At 41.6% G+C, this 14526-nt stretch carries 9 protein-coding genes; 7 read left to right on the top strand and 2 right to left on the bottom strand.

Annotated elements, in window-relative coordinates:
• Positions 1-956: 956 nt before the first annotated feature.
• The gene (locus tag ACPEPR_RS07105; protein ID WP_423562217.1) at positions 957-2660 is read left to right on the top strand and encodes a GGDEF domain-containing protein; all 1704 of its coding nucleotides are present in this window, start codon (positions 957-959) and stop codon (positions 2658-2660) included.
• Between the two features lie 58 nt (positions 2661-2718).
• Complete coding sequence (locus ACPEPR_RS07100; RefSeq protein ID WP_423562216.1) at positions 2719-4380, top strand: P-loop NTPase fold protein; 1662 nt, start codon at positions 2719-2721, stop codon at positions 4378-4380.
• Positions 4381-4406: 26 nt separating this feature from the next.
• Here ACPEPR_RS07100 and uvrA read toward each other — a convergent pair whose 3' ends face one another.
• Positions 4407-7238, bottom strand: coding sequence for an excinuclease ABC subunit UvrA (gene uvrA / locus ACPEPR_RS07095; protein ID WP_411683925.1), 2832 nt, complete (start codon positions 7236-7238; stop codon positions 4407-4409).
• Between the two features lie 249 nt (positions 7239-7487).
• Positions 7488-8165: a thiaminase II gene (tenA, locus tag ACPEPR_RS07090; protein WP_075167304.1), complete on the bottom strand. Its 678-nt coding sequence runs from the start codon at positions 8163-8165 to the stop codon at positions 7488-7490.
• A gap of 267 nt (positions 8166-8432) precedes the next feature.
• Here tenA and ACPEPR_RS07085 point away from each other — a divergent pair, with 267 nt between their 5' ends.
• From ACPEPR_RS07085 to ACPEPR_RS07065, 5 genes are all read left to right on the top strand, one after another.
• Complete coding sequence (locus tag ACPEPR_RS07085) at positions 8433-9515, top strand: DUF475 domain-containing protein (RefSeq protein ID WP_005180731.1); 1083 nt, start codon at positions 8433-8435, stop codon at positions 9513-9515.
• A 152-nt stretch (positions 9516-9667) separates the two neighbouring features.
• Complete coding sequence (locus tag ACPEPR_RS07080) at positions 9668-11032, top strand: MFS transporter (protein ID WP_075167305.1); 1365 nt, start codon at positions 9668-9670, stop codon at positions 11030-11032.
• A gap of 192 nt (positions 11033-11224) precedes the next feature.
• Positions 11225-11926 carry a hypothetical protein gene (locus ACPEPR_RS07075; RefSeq protein ID WP_423562215.1) on the top strand — a complete coding sequence of 234 codons (702 nt, stop codon included), beginning with the start codon at positions 11225-11227 and terminating at the stop codon, positions 11924-11926.
• A 77-nt stretch (positions 11927-12003) separates the two neighbouring features.
• Entirely contained in the window at positions 12004-12471 is a 468-nt protein-coding gene (locus ACPEPR_RS07070) for a hypothetical protein (protein WP_423562214.1), read from the top strand.
• On the top strand, positions 12464-14526 hold a 2063-nt coding region (locus ACPEPR_RS07065), incomplete at its 3' end, for a hypothetical protein (protein WP_423562212.1). The genes ACPEPR_RS07070 and ACPEPR_RS07065, both read left to right, overlap by 8 nt.

Here is a 14526-nt window from a genome sequence, read left to right as displayed (position 1 = left end):
AAAGCAATCTAATAAAAATGTGAAAAGCAGCGCATAAAGCTTAAAAAATGAAACTTAAGACCAGGATTATGTAGCTGAAATTGATAACGCTTTACTTTTTTTCTACGTTTTCTGGTTTTTATAGGTCTAAATTCGCTGACTATTAATACTGGTTAAACTAAAAGTAGACTATTTTAATAGGCTTTACAAAAAGTGTGATAAGTATCATAATGGCTAGATAAAGTTATACCGTTTGGTCGGCTTTATCGAAATTGTGATTTCGGTCATGATTTTTCTTGATGCAGGACTAGAGGTTAGAGGAACTGCACTGAGATTCTCCACAAAGTTTTACTTTTTATATGCCCAGCTTTCCCCAAGGCTGGGTTTTTTTTATGCCTGAATCCTGTAGTCAGGATTAAAAACCGCTTAAGTATAAATTTATTGTGCACCATATTGGTGCAATATTTCTTGAATTAAAAAGCGCTATTGAATATATGACCATAAAAAAATCCCGGTTTTCAACGAAAACCGGGATTTTTTAGCCAAAATTTGCGGGAAAATTTAAAATTCTGCTGAGGAATATCTAAAGTCGCCCCAATGCGGTGCATTATGCACTTATTTGATGCAGCTGTAAAATGTTTTCTTTAATTTTTTATACAATTTTTAAAACCTTGTTTTTGCTATATAAATCATTGACTTATATTTAATTTTTAAGAGAATGCAATCTCGGTTGCCCTTCAAAAAAAATAGAAACTTACTCTAATTTCGTCAGTTTTTATTCAATTTAATCAATAAATTTGTTAACCTTGTCACAATTTTTTAGTTATCTTGCTGATTTATTCGACTTATAGTTGAATGAACGCTACCGCTGTCCTGTTATTTTTTCCTCAGCAGTGTGGTCATCCGCTTCAGGTCGTTGCTCTGCCTTTGTTGATTCAATACGTTCAGTTCATGCTCATGGTAGTGAGGTTATAAACATGTCCCATCGCTTGCATTCAGAGAATACTAAGCAGCGTCTGTTTATTTCTATGCTCATTATCATCCTGTCGATTCTGTTTATTTCGGTTCCGGTGACGCTGAAGAGTTATCGCTCTTATCAGCAGTCCGATGTGGTGCTGACCGAAATTTCAGTCTTACGTCATGTGGCCGATCTGGCCAATGAGATTTCACGCGAACGTGGTCCGGCCAATAAGGTCATGTCCAGTACTCCAGATGAACTCAGTGCCAACCTGAAAGAGCTGACCCTGTTTCGAGAGCGGGTCGATCTGCAGATTGAACACACCATGCAATTGTTAAATAGCGCCGGTTTTGCTGCACAGGCCAATGCCTTGACCACCGATTTAAAACCGGCTTTGGCAAAAGGACGTGCTGCGGTGGATGCCTATGCAGCACAACCCTATGCCCAGCGCAGTTCAGCACAGCTGGATCAGGCCATTCAGGCCATGTTTCGTGCCTGGGATGAAGTCTATGAGGTGCTGAAGCATGTCATGATGCAGTCGGAAGGCAAAAAGACCATGCTGTCGGAGTCCTATAGTCTGATTCTGGTACTGGCCGATTTACGTGATCAGGCCGGACGTCTGGCCTCGACGATTATGGCGGCCGTGACTTTTAAAGAACCAATTCCTGAACAGAACCTGGCTTATTCCTTACAGAGCCAGCGGCAATCTTATTATTTATGGGATCTGGTCAACTCGATTCAGCCTGAACAGCACAAAACGCCTGAATACCTGGGACTGCATCAACAGGTTAAACAAAAATATCTGGATCAGGGGGTTCCTATTGTCAGCCAGCTGATTGAAGAAAGTCTGCATGCGCGCCTGTATTCGTTAAGTGGGACTGAACTGACCCTGAATATTGTCGATAAATTTACGACGGTGGTGAATCTGCAGAAATATCTGCTGGATTATAGTGTCTGGCTGGCCCAGCAGGAGCGTCATGCTGCCTGGCAGCAGTTTATCCTGACGCTGTCGGTGTCGATTATTTCTTTGCTGGCGGCGCTGTTTACCATGGTCTATGCGCGTTTTAAGGTATTTAAACCTTTAATTGAAGCGCGGGATCTGATTTTAGAGTTATCTGAAGCCCAGCCGCAGACGGCCACAGCTCCAGATTCCTCACCCACCTCTTTATTTGCTGCGCTCAAGCAGTTGCAGGCACGTTTGGCTGAACGGGATTTGCTGGAATTCCAGCTACGCAATATGGCGAATACCGATACCCTGACCGGGGTTTCCAATCGTCTGGCGCTGGAAGAATATATTCAATATCTGAATCAGAATCCGGACAAGCTCCATCAAACCGGTTTAATTATTATTGATATTGATGACTTTAAAGAGGTCAATGATCAGTATGGGCATATTGTCGGTGACCGGGTGATTCAGGGAATTGCCGAAGTGTTAAAACACAGTGTGCGTTCATCTGACCTGATTGTGCGTTATGGGGGCGATGAATTCCTGATTCTGATTGAGCAGATTGATCTGGACGGGGCCTTGAGTATTGCCGAGAAATTACGTCAGGAAATTAGCCAGAATGTTCTGACCCTGCCGGGACTGGACACGCCGTTAAATATTTCTGTCAGTGCCGGGGTCGCCGCAGATGCAGGCAGCTGGATGGAACTGTTTGGCCGGGCAGACCAGTCCTTATTTAAGGCCAAAGAGAAGGGGCGGAATAGGGTGGTTGGAGTCTAATTCTCTTAATAGCCGTTTTATAATTTAAAAAATTTATTCCTTTTAGATATTGATAAACATGAATTCAGAAGAAAGATTAAGAAAAATATTTATAGAAAATGAAAAAAAAGGTATGGCTATTGCTATCACTGGATCTTGGGGAGTGGGTAAAACTTTTTTTTGGAATGAGTTTAGAAAGAATAGTCCAAATAAAAAGAAATATGTATATGTTTCTTTGTTTGGATTGGAATCACTGAGTGATCTAAAAACTCATATTTATAGCCATATTGAAAATAATAATTCTGCTATTGAAATTCCTAGATGGATAAGAGGATTACCTTCGATTTTAAAAGAAACCAGAATTTCTCAGTTCGGCATCAGCTCTTCCGCAAAGATATTTGATAGTTTGATGTTTAATCAAGTTAAAGATGCCATTATCTGTTTTGATGATTTCGAACGTATGTCAAATAAGCTAGATATCAAAGATGTTATGGGCCTAGCGAATCAATTGAAATTAGAACGTAATTGTCAGGTAATTCTAATTTTAGATGAATCAAAGACTGAGAAGGAAAATAAGAGAAAATATGCTGAGTACAAAGAAAAACTGATTGATGAAGAAATCAAAATTACATCTGTTGAGCCTTTGCTTCGTGAAAATGCAAAGGATATAGATGAACCATTAATTGATTTAATGGTTGAGTTCGCAGAAAAATTAGAAATTCATAATTTTCGATTTTTTCAAAAAGTGATTAAGTTGTATGGACAATTTATAGAGCAATTACCAAACGAAGTTGCATATTCAACAAAAAAAATTATTTTGATTCGAGTATTACAAGGTTATTTTATTGAGGATTTCGGGAAAAAATATGAATTTGGTTGGGAGGATGTCAAATTAGTATTTGAGGATAAACAGAAAGACTGGCCTGAAATAAAACAGAAAACATATGAGTCTTTGAAGTTAATAGCCTATGATTTTGTTTATGCTGATGAATGGTTAATTGAGTTTAAAAGGTGGTTTGATCAAAAAGGAGAACTAAATTTTTCTAGGATTTATGAGTTAGCTAATTCTGAACTAATATCTGAAAAGAATAATCAGATTCGAGATGATTTAGATAATTTAATGGAGGAATGGCGTAACTTTGAAGTAGATAACACTTTTTGTATGAGACTTTATAAAGCTGCTAGTCAAATAATTGGTATTGAGAATTTAAAAAACTTAGCCTTTTACTGTAAACTTTTAATGGAGTTTGGCGATAAGGATTTATCGGAAAAATTGCAGAATAATATTAATAATTGGCTTTCAGAGGAGTATGACTCTAAAGGTTATCTATTTTCAAATGAACAATTTAGCTTTGATTTTAATGAGGATAATCAATTCTATAGTTATTTAAAGAATTTAGAAAAGCAAAAACCATATCAGGGATTACCAACTTTAATAGAGGTAATTTATCGTTATATCGAACATAATGGATCGAATTCACTCACAGATCCCAAAGTACTTGAATTAGCAACTAAACAAGATTGGAAAAAATTAATTTTTATAGATATTCCAAAAGATGAACGATTTAACGACTTTAATAAGCTTCGAATTTTGAGAAAAATATTAAATCAGCAAATCTCAACTGAGCTACAGCCTAAAATAAATACCTTAATTTTTGAAGTTTTAAAAGATGAAGCTCGTACATCAAGCGTGCTGAGATGTAAGAATATTGAGTATGTGATTAGACGTTTAAAAGAATAAAAAGGACTCCTCAGAGCCCTTTCATTTTATTTTAACATCGGTTTCAGGAATTTTCCGGTATGGGAGGCTTTCACTTTCACCACCTCTTCCGGGGTACCTTCGGCAATAATCATCCCACCGCCGGCACCGCCTTCCGGGCCTAAATCCACAATCCAGTCTGCGGTTTTAATCACATCCAGATTGTGTTCAATCACCACAATGGTATTTCCCTTGTTGCGCAGCTCATGCAGGATGTCCAGTAGCTTGGCAATGTCATGGAAATGCAGGCCAGTAGTCGGTTCATCCAGCACATACAGGGTTTTACCGGTATCCCGCTTGGCCAGTTCGCGTGCCAGTTTGACCCGCTGCGCCTCACCGCCAGATAAGGTGGTGGCTGACTGACCCAGACGGATATAGCCTAAACCGACCTGATTCAAGGTTTCCAGACGGCGGTGAATCACCGGAATGGCATCAAAGAAATGCATGGCATCTTCGACCGTCATTTCCAGCACATCGGAAATATTTTTGCCTTTGTAATGCACTTCCAGGGTTTCGCGGTTATAGCGTTTGCCATGGCAGGCATCACATGGCACATACATATCTGGCAGGAAGTGCATGGCGACTTTAATCATGCCATCACCTTCACAGGCCTCGCAGCGTCCGCCTTTAACGTTAAAGGAGAAACGGCCTGCCGCATAACCGCGGCCTTTGGCTTCAGGTGTCTGGGCAAACAGTTCACGAATTGGGGTAAACAGACCGGTATAGGTGGCCGGATTGGAACGCGGGGTGCGGCCAATCGGACTCTGGTCAATATCCACCACTTTATCCAGGAATTGCAGTCCTTCAATGGTGTCAAACTTTTCCGCGCTGAGCGTGGTGGCGCCATTCAGCTGGGTTGCGGCCAATGGCAGCAGGGTACGGTTAATCAGGGTCGATTTACCCGAACCGGATACCCCGGTAACGCAGGTCATCACGCCTAAAGGCAGGGTCAGATCGACATTTTTCAGGTTATGGCCGCAGGCGCCCATCAGCTTGATCTGCTCATCTGGTTTCGGTGGCTGGGTGCGCTGTTTCGGCACTTCAATCTTGAGCTTGCCCGACAGGTATTGACCGGTCAGGGAATTGGCATTGGCCGCCAGTTCCTGATAGGTACCTTCAGCAATCACATTCCCGCCATGCACGCCGGCGCCCGGCCCGATATCAATAATATGGTCTGCGGCGCGAATCGCATCTTCATCATGTTCGACCACCAGTACGGTATTGCCCAGATCACGCAGGCGAATCAGGGTTTCCAGCAGGCGGTCATTATCACGCTGATGCAGACCAATAGACGGTTCATCCAGCACATACATTACGCCCATTAACCCGGCACCAATCTGCGATGCCAGTCGGATGCGCTGGGCTTCACCACCCGAGAGCGTTTCGGCAGAGCGCGACAGACTTAAATAGTTCAGACCGACTGAGACCAGAAAGTGCAGACGTTCACGGATTTCCTTAAAAATTTTATCGGCAATTTCGCCTTTGGCACCTTCCAGATTTAGGTTCTGATAGTAATGCTCGGCGTCACCAATCGACATTTTGGTAATCTGGCTGATGGTTTTGTCTTTGACTCGCACATGACGCGAAATTTCATTCAGACGTGAGCCGTCACAGGCATCACAGGCGGCATTGGAGAGATACTGCGCCAGGTCATCGCGGACATAATTACTTTCTGTTTCACGATAGCGGCGTTCCAGATGCGGCAAAATCCCTTCAAACGGTTGTACCCGGTTATGGCGACGACCACGTTCATCGACATAGCTCAGGTCAATTTTTTCCCGGCCACTGCCGTAGAGAAATTTTTTCTGGGTGTTTTTGTCCAGTTCATTCCACGGTGTATCCAGCGAAAAATCATAATGATCGGCGACTTTTTGCAGCATGCCATAATAATAAGGACGCTGACGGTCCCAGCCACGAATCGCACCCTGGCTTAAAGAAAGTTCCGGATTGGGAATGAGCTTGTCAGCACTAAAATGGCTGCGTGTGCCCAGGCCATCACAGACCGGACAGGCACCAAACGGGTTGTTAAATGAAAACAGGCGCGGTTCCAGTTCAGCCACGGCACGGTCACATTCCGGGCAGGAGTGTTTGGCCGAGAATACCCGGTCCGGATGTTCGCCTTTCATCCACGATAAAATCGCAATATCTCCACCTAAACGTAAAGCGGTTTCAAAACTTTCGGCAATACGGTTGCCCAAATCATCCCGGACTTTAAAACGGTCGACCACCACTTCAATGCTGTGTTTTTTCTTTTTGTCCAGTTCTGGTGGCGGATCAATCTCCATAATTTCGCCATCTACCCGGGCACGGACAAAACCCTGGCTTTGCAGCTGTTCAAACAGATGGGTATATTCGCCTTTACGTTCACGTACCACGGGTGCTAACAGCAGCAGGGCGGTGCCTTCTTCCAGACCTTTAACCACATCGACCATTTCAGACACGGTCTGCGCCACCATCGGCAAGTCATGTTCCGGACAGTAGGGCGTACCCACGCGTGCATAGAGCAGACGTAAATAGTCATAAATTTCGGTAATGGTGCCGACGGTAGAACGCGGGTTGTGGCTGGTCGATTTTTGTTCAATGGCAATGGCCGGACTTAAGCCTTCAATCGAGTCGACTTCCGGTTTTTCCATTTGTGACAGGAACTGGCGCGCATAGGCCGAGAGCGATTCGACATAACGGCGCTGACCTTCGGCATACAGGGTATCGAAAGCCAGGGAAGATTTACCTGAACCGGAAAGTCCCGTAATCACCACAAACTTGTCGCGTGGAATATCAAGGTTCACATTCTTCAGGTTATGGGTACGTGCGCCTCGAATACGGATATGACTTTGGCTCATGCAATGATCCTAGAAAATTCATTTAAAACCTCTATATGATAGCGCATGAAAAATGTTCAAGTGCAGGCTTAAGGTATTTCTACGTCAAATTATGTCGGTTGATTGCAAATAAAGGCCAAGATCTGAAAACGATAAGGATAAAAAATTGTCAGGAGAAAAAGTACGGGGATCAAAGCACGCAAGAATGAAAGAGAGCTGTCGGCCCTTGTGCAAGTCTACTAATCTTGCACCAGGGCGAGTAATCAAAGATTAGTTGCTGCTGTCCAGTCCCGGCCAGTTACGCTGTGCATAGGCACTGTCCCAGAACAGCCATTCCAGTTCAGCAGCACGGGTATAGGCCTGACGCATTTTCGCCAGTGTGTCTTCATCACAGCGCTCGGCCACGCGGTCAACCGTGGCAATCACATTGCGCACTGCGGTATGGAACTCTTCGCCGGCATAGGTATCGACCCAGGCCTGATATGGGTTGTTGGCGACCGAGTTACCGACAATATCTTTACCGACTTCGGCATAAATCCAGAAACATGGCAATAATGAGGCCAGCACCACCGGATAGCTTTCTGACCAGGCAGTGGCAACCAGATAACTGGTGTAATGATGGCAGGCCAGGGTCAGCGGCGTATTTTCAAACTGTTCCTTGCTAATGCCAAAATCCTGCATAAAACCGTTATGCAATGAACGTTCCACCACAATCGCTACCTTGGCGGCTTCGGCAAACTGGATCACATCATCGGCATCAAAGGCTTTGGCAGCACACACCGCCAGCGCGCGGCCATAGGCCAGTAAATAATGCGCATCCTGAATCACATAGTGGCTAAAGGCCTCACGACTTAGGCTGCCTTGCGCCAGTTCCTGGTTAAAGGGCAGGGCCAGGGTGTTTTGATACAGTTCTAAATTCTGTTGCCACAATTGTTCAGAAAAACGCATGTCCGGTTCCTGTAAAGCATCAAGATCAATGCCCAAAGACTAGCATACTTGCGCCGCAAAGATGAGCCGCTTTGATTTGTATCAGAATCAACAAAAAAGCATACGAAGTGTTTTGGCATCGTCATCAAAAAGCGTCATAATAGCGGCCATATCTCTATCGCCGAGGTCCTGCATGTCTTCAGCAGGATGCACGCGGCGCATTCGGTGTAATTCAAGTTTAATATTTACCGAATTTCTTTATCTAATAATGTCATAGGTCGATTTGTCATGATGAAACATTTTGGTTTCTCTATTGCATTTACGATCGTGTGTCTCGGTTTGTCTGCTTATTGGGGCTATACCCACGGCCCGGAAGCAGGCCTGAAAACCATGTTCACAGCACTGACCATTACGGCCATTCTCGCCATTATGGAAGTGTCGTTATCGTTTGATAACGCGGTTGTTAACGCATCAGTCCTGCGCGGTTGGGACCATTTCTGGAAAATGCTGTTCCTGACGGTCGGGATTCTGATTGCCGTATTCGGTATGCGTTTAATTTTCCCGGTGGTGATTGTTGCCGTCACAGCCGATATGGGCATGATGGAAGTGGTGCAGCTGGCACTGAATAATCCAAAAGAATATTCGGCCAAATTAATGGCGCATCATCCTGAAATTGCAGCGTTTGGTGGTGCCTTCCTGTTAATGGTGTTCCTGAACTTTTTCCTCGATGATGAAAAAGACACCCACTGGTTCCGCTGGATTGAGCGCCGTTTATCCAATCTGGCCAGCGTACCGGCCATGTCGGTCTTTATTGCACTAGTGGCCTTGCTGATCATGGCAGCCAATGTGGTTGAGGACAAACGCCTGGTGGTGACCATGGCCGGCATCTGGGGCATCGTGATCTATATTGGCGTACAGGTATTGAGTCATTTACTGGGTGGCGAACCTGAAGTCGATGAAAACGGCAATGCGATTCGTCATGATGAAAATGGCGTGCCGACCGGTGTGGTCAAAGCCGGTATTGGTGGCTTCTTGTATCTGGAAGTGCTGGATGCCTCGTTCAGTTTTGACGGTGTGATTGGTGCTTTCGCGATTACTTCAGACGTGGTGATTATCATGCTCGGTCTGGCGATTGGTGCGATTTTCGTGCGTTCGATGACCATTTATCTGGTAGAAAAAGGCACCCTGGATGCCTATATTTACCTGGAACATGGTGCGCATTATGCGATTGGTGCACTGGCCTTTATCATGATTGCCAGCGGAACCGGTTTACATGTCCCGGAAGTGGTCACCGGTCTGATTGGTGTGGCCTTTATTGTCTGGGCGGTATTTGCCTCAATTCAATATAAAAAACGTCAGGCACTGCACTAAGTTGCAGTCTGATCTAAAGAAGGTGCAAACAATTGCACCTTTTTTTATGACTGGCAGTTCAGATGCAGAATATTGTGCTGAATATCGCAGCATCTGCAGCATGAATGATGTAGGATATTCGCATACAAAATTGTTGCACTTAGCCTATTGATATGATGAATGCCTTAGAACGCCGTTCAACTTTTGCCTTAAGCAGTATTTTTGCCTTACGCATGTTGGGTCTGTTCATGATTATTCCGGTTTTCTCGGTGGCAGGGCAATCCTATCAATATGCAACCCCGACCTTAATTGGTCTGGCGGTTGGGGTGTATGGTTTGACCCAGGCCATTTTACAGATTCCATTTAGCCTGATTGCTGATCGCTATAGCCGTAAACCGCTGGTGGTGCTTGGACTGTTACTGTTTGCTTTAGGCGGTGCCATTGCTGCAATGTCAGAGACCATTTATGGGGTCATCATTGGCCGGGCCATTGCCGGTGGTGGCGCGGTGTCTGCCGTGGTGATGGCTTTACTGGCCGATGTCACCCGTGAAGAACAGCGCACCAAAGCCATGGCCATGATGGGCATGAGTATTGGTTTATCCTTCGTGATTGCCTTTAGTGCCGGGCCGTGGCTGACCGGACTGGTTGGTATTTCCGGGTTGTTCTGGGTGACCACCATTATGGGACTGGCGGCCATTGCCATGTTGCTGCTGGTGCCTAAAGTCACGCGCCATCATCGTAATTTCCAGCAGGGCTATTTGCCGCAGCTCAAACAGGTGCTAAAAATGGGCGATTTAAACCGCCTGCATCTGTCAGTTTTTACCCTGCATTTACTGCTAACGGCGATGTTTATTTATGCACCGCCGCAGCTGATTGAATATGCCGGTCTGCCATTGTCCAGTCACGGCTGGGTGTATTTGCCGCTGCTGGTGCTGAGTCTGTTTTTTGCCTTCCCCAGTATTATTCTGGCGGAAAAATATCGCAAAATGCGCGGTATTTTCCTGACCGCGATTGGCGGGATTATTCTTGGCCTGATCGTGATGATTTTTGGTTTTGAATCTAAATATATCCTGCTGATTGGACTGGGCCTGTTTTTTATTGCCTTTAACGTGATGGAAGCGCTGTTACCGTCCTGGTTATCGAAGGCGGCACCGATTCAATCCAAAGCCACTGCAATGGGCGTCAATGCCAGCAGCCAGTTCCTCGGTGCCTTCTTTGGCGGCATGATTGGCGGGCAACTGTTACTGCTGAATAACACGGCGATGGGTTGGAGTATTCTGACCGCAGTTGCTATAATTTGGCTGCTGATGAGTTTTGGTCTGGCCCAGCCGCGTTATCTGTCGTCGATGGTATTTCGCCTGCCTGAGGCCAAACAAACGGATGAGTGGACTTCTCAACTTTTGGCCATTCATGGTATTGAAGAAGTCGTGGTGATGTCTGAACAGCAAGTTGCCTATATAAAAGTCGATAAACAGCAAATTGATGATACTGCGCGACAACAATTAACGCACTTGTTGGGTAAAGAGGTAGCCATTTAAGCATAACTCTTATAAAGTAAATAATAGAAACAAATAGGAAGAATACAGCTGATGCGTGGTGTAAATAAGGTCATTATTGCTCACTAATAGTTTACTCTAATACTTTACTCTAAGAATGCTGTATATTCATTTATGTTCGTTTCAGTGCTATGTTAAGAAAACATGGTTCATTCAAACAGTTAAGGTGGATATATGGCATATGTTGATTACGCTGATGAAGTAATCTTTGCTGGAAAATCTCATAAAAAATTTCCCCTAATTTTAAATAATGAACACATTATAAATCGCCTCACACTTAAATATTTTCTATCTCAAAGAGTTTTATGGAGCGAAGGTACTTTGCATACCTATACCAAGCATGTATGTGACTTCATTTCTCAGTTAGAACTTGAAAATAAAGAGTGTTCGTTTGATCATATAGATGAGTACTGGTTAGAGGCTTACGCAAATCAAATATCGAATCGGAATCCCGGCTCTGAAGGTTACGTATCACAATTATTATCTAGCGTAATTGATTTCTTGTTTTGGTGTGAAAATAATAATTATTGTAAAAATCTAATAGGAGTAACTTCTAAATTTAAAATAAAAGTTTTTCAGACCAAAAATGGTGTCACCCATAATTTGGTTAAATACTATAACAAACAAGGGGCATCACCTAAAATTGCGCCAAGAGATGAATGGATTGAAACGGTATTAAGTGAAGAATACTTTAAGTCTGAAGATTTAGAAATTCGCTTTAATTTGATGGTTGAGTGGGGACGTAGGTGTGGATTGCGGGCACATGAAATATGTGCGTTAAGCGTTGATCAGATACCGTCAAGGGAGACTCTAGAACAAAATATTATAGAGAAAAATAATTCCTTTATTGAATGGCTTTGTTGCATAAATATGTAAGCATCTGATTTAAATAAATTTAATTTTGGATCAAAAAATAATCAAAACCTTTAAAATCATATAGTTATGAAATCTTTGTGCAACAAAGCCTTATTGAATTGACTGTAACAAAGGGAAAAAAGAAAGCACGGATTCCGGTGAGTGGAATTTTATTAAAAAAAACGTTGGACTATATTGAATCTGAACGGAATCAGTTAATAAAAAAATTTAAGAATGAAGCACGACTACAGCGTAAGGCATATATTCCACCACAACAGGTATTTATTTCCTCTACAACAGGTCAAGCACTTCATCGTCGAACATTCTCTAATCAACTTAGATCTAGATGGCTGCAAGCTTTGGAAAATGGCAACCTAACACAAGACCAATACGTATGGGTACATGGGTTAAGACATAGATTTGCTACAGATAAGCTTAAAAAAATTTCCCAGCTCAAGCATATTCGTGACCCTCGTGAAGTTACGAAGACGCTTACAAGGCATAGTCATTCTTCAACATTAGATATATATACTGCCAGTATTCATTTGGAAGATATGAATGACTAAGCTAAAGCGTGAACTTATTGTACTAAAACCATTGATAAAAGAATCTATTATAGAATTTCCTAAATTAGAAATTACTGTTGAAGAAAAGACCTATGATATTAGTGATTTAACTAATTTAGAGAATATTCATGCAATAGCTACGGCTTTAAAAATATATTTAAAGGGACAACAGTCTAGCAGAGCTGTCTTTCTGGAATTAAGAAATTTTCTTAGATTTATTTCAAAACATAGTGAAAAAATTGATGAGAAATCAATTATTAAATATAAAAAATCCTTAGATACTAATGTAGAAAATGGTTTATCCACTAAGTACCAAAAATTTTCTAGAGCTTCTGCATTTGTTAAAGGTTTAATTAGTGAAGATATTATTGAAGATTTCCCTATTCCTCCTAATTTCTCAAATTTTAATAGCAATCAAAAAGATTCTTTTGCTGAAATAGCTAGATGTTATATTGAGGATGATAGCCATTTTGATCATCAAGATATTAAAGTTATCATGGATCGGTTTGAGTTAGAGCACTTGCAAGCTAAAGCTCTAAATTATTCTTTAGGCGCAATAGATATCATTCATAAAAAGGCCATTGTTGATATATATAAATGGGAAGAGGATTGGGAAAAGGTAGAAAAAATAATAGAACAGCTAAGTGAGAATGATCTTGAAAAATTAAGATGTGTAACTGATTTTAATTCTTTTTATCGTAGACGTGAAAGAACACTGGAAGAAGCATTCCAAATATTATATTCAAAATTTGGAGATAATATTCCAGCAGTAAAATATTGGCCTAAAGGAATGGAAGAATTTTTTCGTACGAAAGGTTGGAAAAGTAGCAGGGTTAAAAACTTATTAAATGGGATGTCAACCAATATTGATGATATGACTATCTTGAATAAAAGTATTAACAATCTGTTATTGGAACAAAAAGAAAAATTTAATAAAGTTGAAACTTACTATATTGATTCAGATGGAAGGGATGATCCTAGGACTATTGAACTAGCATTGTCGATTCTTTATGCACACTATGGACGTATTTTACCAGAATCAATAAAATGGCCTAAAGGTATAAGCGACTATCTGAAATATAGAAAATGGGGTTCTTCTAGGGTACATTCAGCATTTTTTCCAACTCCAGAAACATTAGCTCCTTTCATTGTGGGTTTACTTTCTCATATTGAAATTGCACCAAATGTTGATTGTGTTGCTTTTTATACATATTTAACAAGTTTTAAGCCTAGTTCGAAAGAAGGAAAAACACATGTTTTTATGGACAAACCTAGAGCAAATAAGCCAATAGAAAAAGATATAAAAACAACAGATCCTATGATTTCATTATGTATCAAGCATTCTGAAAGAATGATTTCTGTATTGAAGAGTATTCAGACTAATGAGTCAAATAGTCTAATTCTACAAAAAAAGACCCCATTATTTATACAACGCAATACTATGAGTGCAAGAAGAGATATCCATACTTTAGATAGCTCTACAGTAGTAAATATTGTTAAGAGATTTTTAGCTGATTTAGCTAAAGAAGATCCCTTTATTTCGCCTTTAGTAGAAGGTGGATGTACTGGACAAAATTTTAGACCAACCATAGTATTGATTCAAAAATTGTGTGGAGAAAGTACGAGGGTAATTCAAAAATTACTGAATCACTCTAATTCCGAAACAACGAAAATCTATACTGAGCGTGTATTAACGCAATCCATGATATTGAGTAAATCTAAAAAATTTCAGAACTACCTTGTTGAAAATGCATTAAAAAATGATTCTTCTAATAACCGACAGCTATTAAATACAGCAATAGAAGATGCTGTAGATGAATGGATCAATTGTGATGCTAAGAGAATATGGTTTAAAGATGATGCGATAATTGCAGAGTGGATTGCATGGGAAAAAATCATAAGTGATTCTGAGAATGAATTGAAGTTTCAAAATCCAATAAGATGGGAAAAATACTGGTTGCCAAGGTTGGTCAAGTATCAGAGTTTACTAGAAAATGTTCTGGAGATTGATAAAAAATCTGCTCTAACACTAGCTGAAACTATTAAGCTTCCCCC

This window comes from Acinetobacter sp. AND/436 (genome assembly GCF_049546925.1).
Taxonomy (GTDB): domain Bacteria; phylum Pseudomonadota; class Gammaproteobacteria; order Pseudomonadales; family Moraxellaceae; genus Acinetobacter; species Acinetobacter indicus.
Note: the sequence above shows the minus strand (reverse complement) of the source record. Positions and strands in the feature narration are given on the sequence as shown.